The sequence below is a fragment of the Paenibacillus sp. FSL R5-0908 genome (assembly GCF_038006245.1).
In the GTDB taxonomy this organism is placed as follows: Bacteria; Bacillota; Bacilli; order Paenibacillales; family Paenibacillaceae; genus Paenibacillus_AQ; species Paenibacillus_AQ odorifer.
Map to the genome: position 1 here is coordinate 744,486 of NZ_JBBOUV010000001.1, position 17,397 is coordinate 761,882.

15 protein-coding genes are annotated in these 17,397 nt (G+C 45.2%); 12 read left to right on the top strand and 3 right to left on the bottom strand.

The annotated features are described in order from the left end of the window. Positions 1 to 46: 46 nt before the first annotated feature. The 9 genes from MKZ09_RS03430 to galU all read left to right on the top strand — a co-directional run bounded on the left by MKZ09_RS03430 (position 47) and on the right by galU (position 8,630). Positions 47 to 1,159, top strand: coding sequence for a GerAB/ArcD/ProY family transporter (locus tag MKZ09_RS03430; protein WP_076207545.1), 1,113 nt, complete (start codon positions 47 to 49; stop codon positions 1,157 to 1,159). A gap of 240 nt (positions 1,160 to 1,399) precedes the next feature. Next, positions 1,400 to 1,918, top strand: a complete 519-nt coding sequence (locus MKZ09_RS03435) for a DJ-1/PfpI family protein (protein ID WP_076138392.1) — start codon at positions 1,400 to 1,402, stop codon at positions 1,916 to 1,918. 23 nt (positions 1,919 to 1,941) lie between these two features. Further along, positions 1,942 to 2,565 carry a hypothetical protein gene (locus MKZ09_RS03440; protein ID WP_076138393.1) on the top strand — a complete coding sequence of 208 codons (624 nt, stop codon included), beginning with the start codon at positions 1,942 to 1,944 and terminating at the stop codon, positions 2,563 to 2,565. A 21-nt stretch (positions 2,566 to 2,586) separates the two neighbouring features. Beyond that, complete coding sequence (locus tag MKZ09_RS03445) at positions 2,587 to 2,883, top strand: antibiotic biosynthesis monooxygenase family protein (protein ID WP_036676767.1); 297 nt, start codon at positions 2,587 to 2,589, stop codon at positions 2,881 to 2,883. 14 nt (positions 2,884 to 2,897) lie between these two features. Next, on the top strand, positions 2,898 to 3,716 hold the full coding sequence (locus MKZ09_RS03450) for a phosphotransferase family protein (protein ID WP_076138394.1): 819 nt from the start codon (positions 2,898 to 2,900) through the stop codon (positions 3,714 to 3,716). Between the two features lie 28 nt (positions 3,717 to 3,744). Then, a complete protein-coding gene (locus MKZ09_RS03455) occupies positions 3,745 to 4,290 on the top strand; it encodes a DUF1697 domain-containing protein (protein ID WP_076138395.1) in 546 nt (181 codons plus the stop codon). A 206-nt stretch (positions 4,291 to 4,496) separates the two neighbouring features. Then, the gene (locus MKZ09_RS03460; protein WP_076138396.1) at positions 4,497 to 6,626 is read left to right on the top strand and encodes a glycosyltransferase family 39 protein; all 2,130 of its coding nucleotides are present in this window, start codon (positions 4,497 to 4,499) and stop codon (positions 6,624 to 6,626) included. A gap of 78 nt (positions 6,627 to 6,704) precedes the next feature. Further along, a complete protein-coding gene (locus tag MKZ09_RS03465) occupies positions 6,705 to 7,691 on the top strand; it encodes a glycosyltransferase family 2 protein (RefSeq protein WP_076138397.1) in 987 nt (328 codons plus the stop codon). 18 nt (positions 7,692 to 7,709) lie between these two features. Continuing rightward, the gene (gene galU / locus MKZ09_RS03470; RefSeq protein ID WP_197740360.1) at positions 7,710 to 8,630 is read left to right on the top strand and encodes a UTP--glucose-1-phosphate uridylyltransferase GalU; all 921 of its coding nucleotides are present in this window, start codon (positions 7,710 to 7,712) and stop codon (positions 8,628 to 8,630) included. Between the two features lie 389 nt (positions 8,631 to 9,019). Here the strand turns inward: galU and MKZ09_RS03475 are convergent, their stop codons facing one another. The 3 genes from MKZ09_RS03475 to MKZ09_RS03485 form a co-directional block, all read right to left on the bottom strand. Continuing rightward, on the bottom strand, positions 9,020 to 9,586 hold the full coding sequence (locus tag MKZ09_RS03475) for an FAD-dependent oxidoreductase (protein WP_036676776.1): 567 nt from the start codon (positions 9,584 to 9,586) through the stop codon (positions 9,020 to 9,022). A 127-nt stretch (positions 9,587 to 9,713) separates the two neighbouring features. Further along, entirely contained in the window at positions 9,714 to 11,297 is a 1,584-nt protein-coding gene (locus MKZ09_RS03480; protein ID WP_076138399.1) for a sensor histidine kinase, read from the bottom strand. Beyond that, a complete protein-coding gene (locus MKZ09_RS03485) occupies positions 11,294 to 11,977 on the bottom strand; it encodes a response regulator transcription factor (protein ID WP_038568592.1) in 684 nt (227 codons plus the stop codon). Before MKZ09_RS03485 ends, MKZ09_RS03480 begins: the two co-directional genes overlap by 4 nt. A 475-nt stretch (positions 11,978 to 12,452) precedes the next feature. Between MKZ09_RS03485 and MKZ09_RS03490 the strand changes: the two genes are divergently transcribed. The 3 genes from MKZ09_RS03490 to MKZ09_RS03500 all read left to right on the top strand — a co-directional run bounded on the left by MKZ09_RS03490 (position 12,453) and on the right by MKZ09_RS03500 (position 17,375). Beyond that, on the top strand, positions 12,453 to 13,616 hold the full coding sequence (locus MKZ09_RS03490) for a glucose-1-phosphate adenylyltransferase (RefSeq protein WP_038568594.1): 1,164 nt from the start codon (positions 12,453 to 12,455) through the stop codon (positions 13,614 to 13,616). Positions 13,617 to 13,738: 122 nt separating this feature from the next. Then, positions 13,739 to 14,842 carry a glucose-1-phosphate adenylyltransferase subunit GlgD gene (gene glgD, locus MKZ09_RS03495; protein ID WP_076138401.1) on the top strand — a complete coding sequence of 368 codons (1,104 nt, stop codon included), beginning with the start codon at positions 13,739 to 13,741 and terminating at the stop codon, positions 14,840 to 14,842. A 100-nt stretch (positions 14,843 to 14,942) separates the two neighbouring features. After that, positions 14,943 to 17,375, top strand: a complete 2,433-nt coding sequence (locus MKZ09_RS03500) for a glycogen/starch/alpha-glucan phosphorylase (RefSeq protein ID WP_036676789.1) — start codon at positions 14,943 to 14,945, stop codon at positions 17,373 to 17,375. Positions 17,376 to 17,397 lie beyond the last annotated feature (22 nt).

Here is a 17,397-nt window from a genome sequence, read left to right on the forward strand (position 1 = left end):
TATTAAGATGCTATTTTAGGGGACAAGCCTAAAGGGAGAATCGAGTATGAATAAAGAGATCATATCAACAGGGCATGCTATTAGTATTGCTGTCTTGTTTATTATGGGGACTTCAATATTTATGGGCGTACCGGGTGAATCCGGTAACAGTAACTGGATCGCCGTATTATTAGCCATGGTGCTGGTGGTCCCACTGCTGCTGATATATGCCAGACTCCACGTCCTATTACCGGGTAAGGATTTATTTGATATGTTGATTACCGTGTTCGGAGGCGTCTTAGGTCGAATCATCTCCTGTCTCTATATTTGGTATACCTTCCATCTAGGGACACTAATTCTCAGGGTTTTTGGAGAATTCAGTAGATCCGTTACCTTAACCGAAACACCAATGCTAGCGCCTATGCTATGCCTTGGATTGTTGTGTGTTTGGATAGTTAAGGCGGGGATTGAAGTACTGGGGAGAAGTTCTAATCTGCTGTTACTGTTCGGATTATTTGTTAATCTAGTTATTGTCACATTAGCTTTTTCCAAAATGGAATATCATCACTTACTCCCTCTGCTAGACAAAGGCTGGAAGCCATTATTTAACGATACCCTAGGCACGTTTTCATTTCCATTTGCCGAGATTATAGTCTTTCTGGGAGCATTCGCTAATTTATCGAACAAGAGCTCAGTGAGGAAGGTGTTATTTGGTAGCGTAGCGATTGCTGGGACAATTATTATTATGGCCACCCTACGGAACCTATTGATGCTGGGTCCTGAAGTTCTATCTAGTTTATATTTTCCAGCTTATGTGTCTGCAGGACGTATTAATGTAGGAGATTTTTTGACCCGTATTGAAGCGTCATCGGCAGTGGCTTTTGTAATCACAACATTTATTAAAGGAAGCTTATGCCTTTACGTATCTTGTATTGGAGTAGCTAAAGTATTTAAGCTCAAGAGTTACCGCTCTGTTGTGCTTCAGATGGGACTACTCATGATCTATTTTGCGGATTTTGTGTACAAGAATATTATGGAAATTTACTATTTTTCTTACCATATATATAAAATATACGCTTTTCCTTTCCAGGTGATTATTCCGTTGATATTATGGATTTGCGCTGAAATTGTTGTGAGCCGAGGTAAAAATAAACAGATAGCGCCGCAGTCGCAGCAATAGCTCTAAATAGGAGGATACAGGTGTCTCGTAAGCCATAAAAACTGGCTATTGGGATGCTTGTGTCCTTTTTGTTATGAGCAATTAGGTGAAATCCTACATTCGGAATCTTAGCGGAGCGCATAGTTGTTATTGGTTAGCGTCCTCTGAGTCCGTAAGTTTCAGGAGAGGGCGATGATGCTATAATGATAGATACATAGAATAGAGATTACTTTTTTTGAGAACAGGGGAGCTGATCCATCATTGAATACATATATTCTTATATATGATAGCTTTGTACAGTTTGAGGTTACATTGGCAGCTTATTTTATGAAAACAAAGGGCGAGGTTTATACCTTGAGCTTGGAAGATAAGGCGTTAATCTCCTGCGAGGGTTTTTCTGTGAATCCATCAGTATTGGTTGAAAATGTGGACGTTAGCTCCATAGATTTATTGATTATCCCTGGTGGGGAAACAGATAATTTAATAGGGCAGGAGGCTCTATTAGATTTAATCAGAAGCCTGAATCGGGCAGGCAAAGTCATTGCGGGCATTTGCGGTGGGGTATCCATTCTTAAGGCTGCCGGAGTACTGGATGGTAAGGTTTATGTGGACAATGAATCCGGCGTATCTAACGTCGTTGTCGATGGAACAATCATTACCGCTAAGCCGAATGGATATGTAGATTTTGCGCTTGAAATTGGGCGGGTAATGAGTATCTATAAAGATGAGGCAGATTTGCAAGAAACGATAGATTTCTTTAAACATTTTAAATCCGTCTAAGGAGTAGAAGAGGGGAAACATGTATGAACGTTAGCAATATCATTATGTCCTCTTATTGGGGTAGAGAGGTTAAACATAAATATATCACCCAAGGGTCCAAGGCACTGGCTGTTATTTTTCCGGGTAAAAATTATTCAGCTGATCGCTCTCTGCTGGATTATGCGGCTAAGGCTGCCCGGGAGCATAATTGTGATGTTCTGCTTTTAGAATATGGTTACCAGAGTGCAAGGGTGGATTTCAAGCGTGAAGAAATGAGTATTATCATTGAGGAATGTAAAGCGGTGATCGCTTCTCTTCCCGATTATAAGAGATTTCTTTTTATAAGTAAAAGCATGGGGGCTGTTATTGCAGGTAGAATAGCTGAGGAGCTAGAAATACAGAAGAAGACGTCTCATCTATATATCACCCCGTTGCCTGAGGCGGTGCCGCTAATTCAGCGGAGCCGGGGTACTGTAATTTATGGTGGCAGTGACCCCTTATTTGGTGAAGAGCATTCTGGTGAAATTAGTGGGCTGAATCATTTGAAGGTGTATAGAATCGATGATGCCAATCATTCGCTGGAGGTTGGCAGTGTCAATGAGTCACTAGCAATACTGCTGGTTATCATTAATTTCTATCATGAATTTTTCCGGGATGCGTTAAATTAATAACTTTAGGAGATGATGAGTGTGATTTTGGAAGCTGCGATGCTGCAAGTGAAGCCTGGTTTGACTACTGAATTTGAGCAAAGCTTCAAGGAGGCATCAAGCTTAATCTCCTCGATAGAGGGTTATATGGGCCATGAATTACAACATTGCTTGGAGGATGATCATAAGTATCTGTTGCTGGTGAAGTGGAGAACGCTTGAAGACCACACTGTTGGTTTTAGAGAATCTAGCCAATATCAGGAATGGAAAGCACTCCTTCACCATTACTACGACCCATTTCCGGTAGTTGAGCATTTTACCCGCATTAATCTGGACTAAATGGAGGATGCCGAATGAAGGCGAAGCTTGTTGGGGAAGGCAGAACAGCGGAGATCTGGCAGCATGACGATCAGAGGATTCTTAAATTGTACCGGGAGGATATAGCAGAGCAACATGTCAGCCGGGAATATAAAATCAGCCAGTTTGTACATGCGCGGGGTGTTCGGACCCCTCAGCCTTTTGAGCTTATTTCTCAACAGAATCGACAAGGTATCGTTTTTCAACAAATTCAGGGTCCTTCTTTACTAAAGGTGATGGGGGAGAAGCCTTGGAAAGTTACCCAATATGCCAGGCTGATGGCGGGGCTTCATTGTGATTTGCATAAGCTTGAAACTACAGAGGAAATCGGCCAGCAAAAGGATATGCTGAAAAGTCAGATCATGGTTGCCCCAATGCTGAGCGAAGAGGAAAAATCCGTCATTTTGAAGTATCTGGAGAAGCTGCCGGAAGGCACTCGTTTATGTCATGGGGATTTTCATCCCGACAATGTGCTTATGGATGAACAGCTCTGGGTGATCGACTGGATGACAGGTGTAGTAGGAGAACCTGCTGGAGATGCTGCGCGTTCCGTAGTGATGTTCAGTTTGGGAGCTATGCCTCCGGGAGCTTCTGCCTTCTCCAAATTAATGATAGGTTTTATAAGAAAAAGATTAACTAAGGGATACATTCAAGAGTATCTCAGATTATCAGGACACACTTATGAGGACGTAGACCGCTGGATTTTGCCGATCGCTGCCGCACGTCTGGTGGAAGGGCTTTCGCCTCCAGAGAAGGAGCTGCTGGTAAAAGAAGTCCGTAAACGTCTACACACCTTAGCCGTAGAGGTAAGCTGATCATGGCACAAAAGAGGAGGCGTATTCTATGACTACCTATATTGCGCTGCTGCGTGGAATTAACGTCGGCGGGAACAAAATTATAAAAATGTTGGACCTGAAGGCGATGTTTCAAGCTCTTGGATTTGCAAATGTACGAACGTATATACAGAGCGGAAATGTCGTTTTTGAGAATGATGAAGGTTCGGTGGGCCTGCTTAGCGGAGTCATTGAACGTCAGATTCATGAGGTTTTTGGATTCGAGGTCTCTGTTATTATCCGCACTTTAGCAGAAATGGAGAACGTGATCGCTAACGATCCCTTTCAGCTGTCCGAGCCAGAGGAATTCAAAAGATGGTATGTTACTTTTTTACCAGCCGAGCCTTCAGCGGAAGCATTGGATAAACTGCGCACTTATGAGAATGGACCGGATAAAGTGCGTTTTGTCGGCAGAGAGATGTATATATTATATGAGGTCAGTGTGAGCCAATCGCCGCTTTTTAAAGTCCCTTTTGACAAAATACTCGGGATGCCCATTACCGCACGCAACTGGAACACGGTGAATAAGCTTGTTGCCATAGGCAAGATGGAATAACTTAGTTTGGATTGAAAAGGGTACCGAAAGGCTCCACATTGTGGGGTCTTTTTTTGCGTGCCGGCAGCCTCATTTATTCAGCAAACATTCAGCTTGCACTCATTGAGAGTTAAGGTATGGATGAAATAATACACCTACGGAAAGCTTGGGCCGGAGTTACAGAACTGCCGGCATATAGAACGATTAAGGGATAGGAGTGAATGGAGATGAGTTTTGCTAGAAAAATAAGCTCGGATCTTATACTGTGGCTCATTTTAATACTCGCTGCTTTTTTGTACGGTTATGGAGTTTGGAATGACCACTATGTGAATACATACTACACCACTGCCGTGGGAAGTATGCTGCAAAACTTTCATAATTTCTTCTTCGCTTCACTCGACTCTGCGGGTTCAGTCACGGTGGATAAACCACCAGTCACCTTTTGGATTCAGACTCTTAGCGCACTCATCTTCGGGCTGCATGGCTGGAGTGTAATTTTGCCTCAGGCGCTTGGGGGCATGGGCTCCGTGTTGCTCGTATACCTTCTGGTTAAACCTACCTTTGGTAAAGCAGCAGCACGTTTAGCAGCGCTGGCCATGGCAACAACTCCAGTAGCGGCGGCTGTTAGCCGGACGAATAACATTGATGCTTTGTTAGTATTCACGATACTGTTGGCGGTTTGGTTTTTATTTAAAGGAACGAAGAGTAATAAGCTGGGCAGTCTCCTTGCCGCATTCGCTTTAATCGGTGTTGGGTTTAATGAGAAGATGCTGCAGGCTTATATGGTTTTGCCGGCTTTTTATCTCTTTTATGTCTTGGCTGCGAAAGTGAACTGGAAGCGAAAAACTGGAGTATTAGCGGCCTCGACAGCTATATTACTCGTGGTCTCGTTATCCTGGGCAGTGATAGTGGATTCGATTCCCGCTAGTAAACGACCTTATATCGGCAGCAGCGGTACTAACTCCGTGCTCAATCTTGCCTTTGGTTATAATGGTGTCGCGCGATTGACGGGTGATCGGGGGACAGGTGGTGGCGGAGGTGGAATGCCTTCAATGAATGGTGGCAAGATGCCGAATATGAATGGCGAGATGCCAGCTATGAATGGTGAAAGACCCGCTATGAACGGGGCAGATGCTGAAAATGGTACGGATAGCGGACGTGGAGTATTTTCGGGTCGGCAAGGCATAAATTCAACCTCAGACAGTCAAAATGGCGCCGATGATGGAGGTTCTCCAGGGCAACCACCCGGCGGTGGAACAGATAATCAAAACCGGCAATTTGGTGGTGAAGGTGGGGGTCAAGGACAACGCGGCGGCATGAATGGCGGCGGAGGTGGAATGTTCAATACTGGAACCGCAGGTCCACTGCGCCTGTTCCAATCAGAGCTGTCAGGTCAGGCCAGCTGGATGCTGCCTTTTGTATTGTTTGGTTGTATTGGATTATTCGCTAATCTGCGGAGAAGGAACTTTACGCAAGGGCATAAAGAAGCTCTATTCTGGTTAGCATGGCTGGTGCCGGTGATGGGATTCTTCAGTATTGCGGGATTCTTCCATCAATATTATCTGGTGATGATGGCTCCGCCGATAGCCGCGCTGGTCGGTGCAGGCTGGTCAAAGCTCTGGAGTCTGTATCGCGAGCACTCTGGTTGGCTGTCATGGCTATTGCCAGTTGCGACGCTGGTTACAGCAGCTTTTCAGTGGTACATTATTCGTCCTTATGACGATACGATTGGCAGGGGCTGGTCGATTGGCATTCTGGCTGCCGGTATAGTTGTTTCTTTGGTGCTGGTCGTTCTTAAAGGTAAGCAGAAGCCATTTGTTTTCTCGGCAAGTATTGTTGCTGTACTAGTATTGTTAATTGGCCCGCTCTACTGGGCAGCTACCCCAATTACTTATGGCCTGAACAGCCAAACCCCTGAAGCAGGACCAGGCAGCAGTGAGGGCAGAGGAGGAATGGGCGGTAATTCTAGCAACTTTGGGCGTAATAGCGCCACAAGTGCGAATGAGAGTCTGTTGTCCTATCTGGAGGAAAACAATACTGGAGAGCCTTATCTGTTTGCCGTATTGGATTATGGTACAGCAGCTCCTTATATCGTCGATAAGGGGGCATCGGTTGTTATTCTGAACGGGTTTTCCAATTCGGACACAGTATATACCACAGATACCCTTAAAACGTTAGTAGAGAGTGGAAAGGTGAAATACTTCCTGCTGAGCAGCGGCGGTATGGGTGGTGGGCGTGGAGGAAACTCTACGCTATCTACTTGGATTACCGACAATGGCATAGAGGTTCCAGCAGCGGATTGGGCAGGGAACGATGCTGGCAACAGCGGAACGTTATACAAAGTTACAGTTAACTAGTTCAGTGTTTCAGGATACGAAGCGTGCTCATACATTTGCAGGCACGCTTCAGCATTCAAATTAAAGGAGGAGCTGCTCATGAGTATCAACGTGCGCTATTCCATTATTATACCGATGTTTAATGAAGAGGCAGTCATTCAGGAAACGTATCGCCGTATTAAAAAAGTGATGGCAATGACGGAGGAAGTGTATGAGCTGATCTTCGTGAATGACGGCAGCACCGACAACTGTGCCCAGATGATCGAGGAATATAGCTACTGGGATGAGAGTGTGAAGCTGATCGATTTGTCACGTAACTTTGGACATCAGATCGCTATTACTGCCGGAATGGACTATGCCCTTGGGGATGCAGTTGTCATTATTGATGCTGATTTGCAAGACCCGCCTGAGCTGATTCTGGACATGATTGCGGAATGGAAGAAGGGGTATGAAGTTGTATATGCTAAACGGGTGAAGCGTAATGGTGAATCCTTATTCAAAAAGTGGACGGCCAGCCTCTTTTATAGAATTCTGCGTTATTCAACCGATATTTCTATCCCTGTGGATACGGGTGATTTTCGGCTTATAGATCGTAGGGTCTGCGAAGAGCTCAAACGTCTACCGGAGAAAAACCGTTTCGTGCGCGGACTGGTCAGCTGGGTTGGTTTCCGTCAGAAGGCGATTGAATATGAACGGGATGAACGTCTGGCGGGGGAAACTAAATATCCACTAAAACGTATGATCAAGCTCTCTTTGGACGGAATCACCTCCTTTTCCTATAAGCCGCTGAAGCTGGCAGGATATTTGGGCGCACTGCTGTCGGCTTCTGGTTTTCTGTACCTTATGTATGTCTTGTACCTGGTGATTTTTACAGATTCAGTTGTTAAGGGCTGGGCTTCGATGATTGGAATTACGCTGACCTTCAATGGATTTGTACTCATTATGCTAGGAATACTAGGTGAGTATGTCGGCCGGATTTATGACGAAACTAAGGGACGTCCGCTTTATATTGTTCAAGAGTTCTATGAAGGTAAGGGGCAGCAAAAGAACATTCGTGAGCACCCTGTGACCCATCTCCGTAAATAAACTGCAAGGGAGGGATTCCTGATGAAGATTAGAAAAGCTGTCATTCCCGCCGCGGGCTTAGGCACTCGTTTTCTGCCTGCCACTAAGGCTCAGCCAAAAGAAATGCTGCCCATTGTGGATAAACCAGCGATTCAATATATCGTAGAAGAAGCCGTCCGCTCTGGTATTGAAAGTATTATCATCGTGACCGGCCGCAATAAGAAGTCGATTGAAGATCATTTTGATAAATCGGTGGAGCTGGAGCAGACGCTTTTGGAAAAAGGGAAAGAGGATCTACTTCGTGAAGTCCAGCTAATTAGTGAGCTAGCGAGCATCCATTACATTAGGCAAAAAGAGCCGCTGGGACTGGGCCATGCCATCCTTTGTGCGGAACAATTTATCGGTGATGAACCTTTTGCTGTTCTGCTTGGTGACGATATTATGGTCTCGGAGGACCCGGCGCTGCTGCAGATGATGAGATTGTATGAGCAAGAGGAGCAGACTATCGTCGGTGTGCAGCAGGTGCCACGGCCGGAGGTTAACAAATATGGGATTATCTCCTCCAACGGCTCACTAAATGGAGTTCATGAAGTAAAAGGATTGGTAGAGAAGCCCTCGCCTGAAACGGCTCCTTCAGAGTACGCCATTATGGGGCGATACATTTTGGAGCCTACGATATTCTCAGTACTGGCTAACCTCGAACGTGGAGCGGGCGGTGAATATCAACTGACGGATGCTTTGCACGAGGTATGCCGGCAAGAAGGATTGCTGGCGCTGGATTTAATCGGCAAACGTTATGATATTGGTGATAAATTTGGTTACATTAAAGCCACGCTGGAGGTAGGTTTGATGCGGGAGGATTTGCGCCCATTATTGGTTCCGTATTTGCAGGAGCTGGCTGCTAGTCTTAAGGGAAGAGAAAAAGAAGTGGACTCCTTGCATTGGAGTATACACAGTTGAGGGAGAGGAACTGTTTCAAACGATCATAACACCGGCTTCGGCGGTGGGATGAGGTTTTGAAGCAGTTTTTTGCGTGCGGCGCTCCAAGGGCGGTGAGGAACGAGCAAATAAGTGTACTTTATACAATTAAAAGTATGGGGGGACAGCTGCAAATCGATTTAGTTGCACTTGATACATCTATATCTTCACATTTTAGCTAGAATGCTCAGTTAGCCTGTTTTTAGTTGCATAAAATACACTTAAAACAGCCATGTGGGTGTTATTGTATGAAATAGCTGCATCAAGTGCAGTTATTATTAAATTTCGTAACTTGTTTCTCCTTGGGGACGAAAAAATCCGAAAGACCGATTCCTAAGAATCATCCTCCGGATTTATGTTTTGAGTATAGTTTAAGCTTTTAGCACATCATGATCAACGTAACGCGCACCATTTAACTCGCTAATTACATTAATAGCTACCTTCGCACCATCGCCTGCGGTAATAATGGCATGTACACTTACTCCAGCAACAGTACCAGCAGCCCAAATGCCTGCGATATTCGTTTTGCCTTCAGCATCAACGGCTACTACAGTTTTGATTCTTGGCTCTGTACCATCCTTAGTCTCTACACCAGCTTTGGCAGCTAGATCTGTAAGGGCGCCTGTGGCAAGAATGACATGTTTTGCTTCATAGATAATTCCATCTTCAGTTTCAATGACAAAACCATTGCCGCTGGAGGTGAGGTTGATAGCCTGCTCGGAAACCAGCTCAGCGCCAAATTTAACGGCTTGCTTATGCCCGGTTTCGACCAGCTCAGGACCACCTACTTCGGAAATTCCATAAAAGTTCTCAAACCAACCTCTGCGGGTCATGCCCTTATCGTTGTCGATCAGCAGCGTTTTTTTGCCCGCCTTGGCGGCGAACAGGGCTGCGCTTGCACCGGCAGGACCGGCGCCAATTACGGCGATTTCGTACATGTATTTACCTCCTAAAAGTTTTGTGGAGCGATGCTCCTTAGAATGGACTACATAGCAAAACTGGCAACGAAAGCATACGCTTGGTTTTGTGGAGCGATGCTCCAGTTCCTCTTAATTATAACGGTTGTTACTCTTCCTTGGCTAATCCTTCCTCGCAAGGCAGGCTAACCGTAAACGTTGTGCCCTCGCCAACGGTGCTATTTACACTAATCTTGCCGTGATGTGCCTCGACAATAGATTTTGTAATGGAGAGACCCAAACCTGATCCGCCGTATTTACGTGTGCGAGAGGAGTCACTGCGGTAGAATCGATCAAAGATATGTGGGAGATGCTCTCCGGGAATTCCGTAGCCATTATCCCGCACGCTTAATAGAGCTTGATTTCCTTCCGCTTGTAAAGAGAGATGAATGCTCCCTGTCGCGGCATCGGTATGCTGAACTGCATTGTGGAACAGATTCAGAATCACCTGCTTGAGCTTATAGGGATCATATTTACCACGGATGCCATAGGAGATATCAAATGTAACTTTACGTTGATCCGCCAGCAAAAGCAGATGCGGTTTCATTTCGTGAATCACCTCGCTGAGAATCAGATCAGTCATCTGCAGCTGTGGAGCTCCGTCCATTCGAGCGAGCAGTAGCAGATCCTCGACCAGCTTATTGATCCGTTTCGATTCACCATGCATGCTTCGCAACGAGTTATATAACTGTTCTTTATTATCAGCGGCGCCCCGCAGCAAGACCTCAAGAAAACCGTGTATTGAGGTAAGCGGAGTTCTAAGCTCGTGGGAAGCATCGGCAGCGAACCTGCGCATCTGCTCCTTGGCCTCCCGTTCATTATGAAAGGATATTTCGAGACGTTCGAGCATACCATTGAATGAATGAGCAAGCTTGTCGATCTCGGCCTGTCCTTGGTCAACTGGAAACCGAATGTCCAAATTACCGGCATTAATGATCTCAGCCGATTCTCCCATATTAGATAGAGGAACTAACGTCTTGCGCAGGGCCGGCAAGTATAGGAATAATCCAGTCAATAAAGCAATCACTGACAAACCTGCGTAGATCAGCAGCTGCTGCATTATCACATCCGTCAATGGCCCCGTGCTCACACTCATTTGCAGCAGCAATCTAGTATTTCCAGGCCTATAAAGATTCATGAATATGGCTAGATGTTCAGTTCCGTCTTCAGCTTGGATGAGCTTGTAATTTCCTGTCGCCCTATCCGTGGTGTGAATCAGCAGCGCATCGTATTGCTCATTGGTCAGCCTGGGTGCTGCTATATCTGAGAGGGTTAATTGCTGTAAATCCCTGAAGGTGCCATCCGAGCTGTACATGGCGAGAGTTGTATGGGCATCAAGCAAAAGCGGACGCCGGTTCTCGCCAGTTCGCAGCCCACTTGGCATTTTATTCATGTCTTCTCTTTCCAACGGGAAACTGCTGTTAAACTCTTTGTTCGTTTCATTAATACCTGTGGTGTCCTCGTCATAGGAATTAAAAAAGTTAAAAAACATCTCACGGGGGACAGAACGTATTTGCGCTTCCATAGACTCCGCTCTATTGCTGTATATAAAATCTCGCATAAGGATATATTGTAAGACTCCAATCAGCAGCAGCAATCCTGATAGAATGAGCAGCGATGTGGCAAGCAGCTGTTTTCGCAAGGAACGTGGTGCAGGCAGTCTACGAAGCCATCTGAAGATGGGAGTGCTCATAGATCCACCCGGTAGCCTGCGCCCCGCAGGGTACGGATAATACGGTGCTCCTTATCTCCGAGCTTCTCACGAAGCGAACGGATATAGACCTCAACAATATTTTCCTCACCGCCAAAATCATAGCCCCACACTTTATCAAGAATCATAGGCTTGCTGAGTACAAGGCCGTGATTGATAACGAGATACTGCAATAACTCGTATTCCGTAGGGGAGAGCTCAAGTACTTCCTCCCTGAAGCGGATTTCCTTTCGCCGACTGTCAATTCGGAAAGGACCGCAGCGGACCTCACCCAGCAGCCCCGGAAACTGATTCCGCAGCCGCGCTTGGATCCGCGCTAGTAATTCATCAAAGCTGAAGGGCTTGACCATATAGTCGTCAGCACCAATAGATAGTCCTTTTACGCGATCATCCACTTCGTCTTTTGCAGTAAGCATGATGACAGCTACCTCTGTCTCTTCCGAGCGCAGATAGTGACATACCTCGAACCCATCCATACCCGGCATCATAACATCCAGGATAGCTACATGGGGCTTGAATTCAGCTGCAATCGAAATGGCGCTTAGCCCGTCCGACGCGGTTCGTACTTCGAAACCTTCGTTAAGGAGACCCAGCTCCAGGAACTGTAATATATGAGGCTCATCATCTACGAGCAGAAGTCGAACTCCTTGTACTGCTTTCATCATAGGTTCCTCCAAATCGGTGATAGATAGCTTCATTATGCCATATCCGGTTGAATGTTTGCTGAAGACCGGATGATTCTTTTTCTAGAATAAATGAGTGAATTTCTTTCACATGGCTTTAAATTGGTTAATCTAGTTATAAGGAATATTAACGTGTTTAATGACAAACAGGGTTAAAAATTCCGGAATTTCGGAATTGCGATAAAGGGTTTTGACGAAGAATATAGAACACTTTACAATAAGGATAATCTCCTGATTCAGGCTCCTGATTTTGGAGAATGCTCTCCCTATTTTAGGTTAGATCATCCGAACGTGTAAAATTTCCTTCCTCGTTTTTTCAACTTTGTCATCTTCCTATCAAGGCTCATTTCTTTCTGGTGTATTTCTTTTCTAATTCACTTCTTTCTGGAATTCTGTTCATTCATCCTAGGTTTGCTGAACTTTATATTACCCATAAGTCAAGGGAGGCTTTTCCATGAAGAAAAAAGAAATGGTAGCCATGCTATTGGCTGGAGGCCAAGGCAAAAGATTGAAAGGTTTAACCAAATCGCTTGCCAAGCCCGCTGTCTATTTTGGGGGCACTTATCGGATCATCGACTTTCCTTTAAGTAACTGCTCCAACTCGGGTATTGATACTGTCGGTGTATTGACACAGTATGAGCCACTTATACTACATTCTTACATCGGAGTAGGCAGTGATTGGGATTTGAACCGTAAGAATGGTGGAGTATTTGTATTGCCACCGCATGAACGTGAGAATGGAAGCAGCTGGTATCGGGGAACAGCCGATGCGATTTATCGAAATCTTAAATTTGTAGATCAGTTTGACCCTGAGCATGTTCTTATTCTATCCGGTGATCACATTTATAAAATGGATTATCATGCTATGCTGCAATACCACAAGGAGAGAAATGCAGATTGCACAATTTCTGTGATTGACGTTCCGCTGGAGGAAGCAAGTCGATTTGGAATCTTAAATACGGAGGACGATCTGAAAATTTACGAATTTGAAGAGAAGCCTGCACAGCCAAAAAGCACGCTAGCTTCTATGGGTGTGTACATCTTTAAATGGGAAATTCTCCGCAAGCATTTACTGGAGGACGGAGAGAATATAGGGTCATCTCACGATTTTGGTAAGGATATCATTCCTTTGATGCTGGAAGACGGAAACTCTTTATTTGCCTACCCTTTTGAAGGGTATTGGAGAGACGTTGGTACGGTAGCAAGCCTGTGGGAAGCGAATATGGATTTACTGAGCGATAATCCACCGCTTAATCTAAATGATCCCAGCTGGCGTATATTTACACGCAATCCGAATCAACCTGCCCAATATGTCGCACCTGGGGCGAAAGTGTCAGGATGCATTATTAATGAAGGCTGCATTGTGCATGGTGAAGTGAAGCACTCGGTTCTTTTTTATGGCGTAGAGGTAGGGGAAGGCAGTGTGATTACGGACTCCGTAATTATGCCTAAGGTTAAGATTGGTAAGAACGTACGCATTCATAAAGCAATTATTAGTGAGAATACGGTAATCGACGATTATATGGAAATAGGCATCGAGCGGGAGAACGAGAACGAAATTCTGCTGATCGACAATAAAAGCAAAAAACGTAAATCAGCTGTGGCCAAAACCATATAATCAAGCTAAAACGCCTTCGGCGTCCTTCTAGGGACGGTAAGCGTTTATGCGAGATTTATAAGGATAAAGTATATCGTGAAACTTATACTTTCTTATAAATTATAAGAGGACGGTGGATTCCGATGAAGCAACTCATGGGTGTAATTAATCTGGATCATGAACTAGATAAACTAAATGAACTCACTTATTTCCGCTGTGGTGCAGCCGTACCTTTTGCCAGTCGTTATCGGTTGATAGATTTCGTGCTTTCCAATATGATGCGTGCGGATCTGGAGAGCGTGGGCCTGTTTGTTCGCCGTAAATACCGTTCTTTAATGGACCATTTGGGTGACGGGAAATCTTGGGATATGAATCGCAAGCATGGGGGACTATTTATTTTGCCTCCGGACTGGAATGATCCCACCGATACTTCTCTTGGCGACCTTCAGCATTATCATAATAATATGGATCTTTTTAAACGGGGATCTGCAAAATATATTGTGTTTTCCGGCAGCCAGCACATTAATACTATCGATCTTCAGGACTTGTACAGCTACCATTTGGAGAAGGGTGCCGATGTTACAGTAGTATACAAAAAAATAGAGCAATTGCAGCCAGAGCATGAGTTATGCCAGCGTATTGAAGTGGACGAAGAGAATAATGTGACCAATATCCATCATGAGAAGGATCATCCCAATTTATATCTCGATATCTTCATTATGGAGAAAAAACTGTTCCTGGAGCAGGTGGAATATTGCATTGCACATGGGGAGAGTTACTTTTTCCGTGATGTGATCCAGAAAAACCGCCATAAATTCAAAATCGCTGCTTATGAGTATCATGGCTATCATGCCGTAATTAATTCATTGGAAAGCTATTATAAGAATAGTCTGGAGCTGCTTCAGCAGGAGAATTACTTTAGTCTGTTCAAAGAAAGTCCAGTGCAGACGAAGATTAAATATGAGGCTCCTACCCGATATTTAGAGAGCGCAAATGTCAGCAATTCACTGGTGGCTAACGGCTGCATTATAGCTGGAACGGTGGAGAACAGCGTGATCTTTCGAGGGGTTCAGGTACGTAAAGGAGCGAAGATCATCAACTCTGTAATTATGCAGAAGTGCATTATAGAAGAAGATGCTGTTATTGAGAATGTGATCATGGATAAGGACGTACAATTAAGTAAGAATCGAATTCTCGTCGGGGATAGTAAACGTCCCTTCGTCATCGCCAAGAGCAGCAAAATATAAACCAACTGGATTAGATGAAACGAAACAGTATAACCTATCTGATCTACAGGCATAGTCTAATGCATCCCTAAAAAAAGCTTTTGTCAGGAGGAACCTGCTGTTGTTTAACGATAAAGAAACTTTCAAACAGGTGTTTCGCGAGACGCTCATCAGTAAATTGGGCAAACCTTTGGAGGAAGCCTCGAATGCTGATGTCTATAAAATATTAGGCAACATGATTCGCGAGAATGCCGGGAAAAATTGGGCGGATACCAATCAAAAGTACAAGACGGATAAGGATAAGCAGGTATACTATTTTTCTATGGAGTTTCTGATCGGAAGACTTCTGGGGAACAATCTGCTGAATATGGGCGTGCTGGAGGTCGTGCGTGAGGGATTGGCCGATCTTGGTTTCTCGCTGCAGGATATTGAGGAGGTAGAAGCCGACGCTGGGCTTGGCAATGGAGGACTTGGACGTCTAGCTGCTTGTTTCTTGGATTCACTGGCCTCCCTGCAATATGCGGGGCATGGTTGCGGTATACGTTATAAATACGGCCTGTTCGAGCAGAAAATCGTTGACGGGTATCAGGTGGAACTGCCCGATTACTGGCTGCAAAATGATAATGTATGGGAAGTGCGTCGTGAAGACAAGCAGGTAGAAGTAAGGTTCTGGGGTGTGATTGAGACTCGCGAGGAGAACGGGCGGCTTATCTTTGAGCATAGTCAATATGAGGCCGTTCGTGCAGTTCCGTATGATGTGCCTATCATTGGTGCAGATCGGCGGCATGTGAATACACTGCGCAACTGGAGTGCGGAGTCCATCACTCAGCCAACCAGAACCTTTGGCTCTTTTGCCGGATCAGACTATCATAAATTCCTGGAATATAAGCGTTCTGTAGAATCCATCTCAGAGTTCTTGTATCCGGATGACTCTCAATACGAAGGCAAGCTGTTGCGGTTGAAGCAGCAATACTTCCTCTGCAGTGCTGGCCTGCAAAGTATTCTGCGAACCTTTGGAAAGCTTGGACTCCCTATACAATCGCTGCCCGACAAGGTTGCGCTTCATATCAATGATACACATCCGACGCTTGTAATTCCTGAATTGCTGCGGATTCTGATGGATGTACATGGCTTAGGATGGGATGAAGCGTGGAGTATTACAACTCGTATGGTTTCCTATACTAATCATACGATCTTGAGCGAAGCCCTGGAGAAATGGCCTATTCAAATGGTCAGGGACTTGCTTCCGCGTATTTTTCTTATTATTGAAGAGATCAATGCCCGCTTCTGCGGCGAGCTGATGAGTCGTTATCCCGGTGATCAGGACCGGATTTCACAGATGGCGATTATTCATGACGATCAGGTTCGCATGGCCCATCTGGCGATTGTGGCGAGCCATAGTGTTAATGGGGTAGCGGCGCTGCATACAGAAATATTGATGAAACGCGAAATGCGGCTCTTTAATGAAATGTACCCGCACCGCTTCAATAATAAGACGAATGGGATTACTCACCGGCGTTGGCTGATGCATGCCAATCCGGATCTGGCTAACCTTATCAATCAATCGATAGGAACCCGCTGGATGAGCCATCCGCAAGAGATGATTGGCTTGATTAAATATTGTGAGGATGCTTCCTTCCAGGAACAAGTAGCCAGCATTAAACGGAGGAATAAGCTCAAGTTGGCTGAATACATTTACAGCAAGCATTCGGTACATGTAGACCCCGACTCTATCTTTGATGTTCAGGTGAAGCGCCTGCATGCTTATAAGCGGCAGCTGCTAAATATTTTGCATATTCTGCATATGTACAACCAAATCAAAGATAATCCTTCGATGGATATGGTACCCCGCACGTTTATATTCGGAGCAAAGGCGGCACCAAGCTATCATTTGGCGAAGCGGATTATCAAGCTGATCAATACTGTGGCGGAGGCTGTCAACAAGGATCCGGATGTTAAAGGCAAGATCCGTATCTTTTTCCTTGAGAATTATTCGGTATCCTTGGCCGAGAAGATCATTCCTGCTGCGGATATTAGTGAACAGATCTCTACTGCGAGTAAAGAGGCCTCCGGCACGGGGAATATGAAGTTTATGATGAACGGTGCATTAACCGTAGGTACGATGGACGGCGCTAACGTGGAAATGCATGAGATGGTAGGGGACAACAATATGTTCCTGTTCGGTCTTCGTGCTGAGCAGGTAATGGATTATTATCAGCATGGCGGCTATCACGCACGTGATATTTACAATGGGGATAGCCGTGTGAAGGAAGTATTGGATCAGTTGGTTAATCCGGGACCTATATGCTGTCATGGTGCGGAGTTTGAGACCATTTTCCATTCTCTTTTGGATAATAACGATGAATTCTTTGTGCTTAAGGATTTCGCAAGTTATGTCGAGACTCATGTCGAGATTGACCGGGCATACCGCAACCGTCAGGAATGGCTGAAGAAGTCTATTATAAATATTGGTCATTCCGGTAAATTCTCTAGCGATAACACGATTAGCCGCTACGCCGCGGAGATTTGGAATATCAGTCCGGTACGGCTATAGGCTTAACAAGAATAGGCTGTCT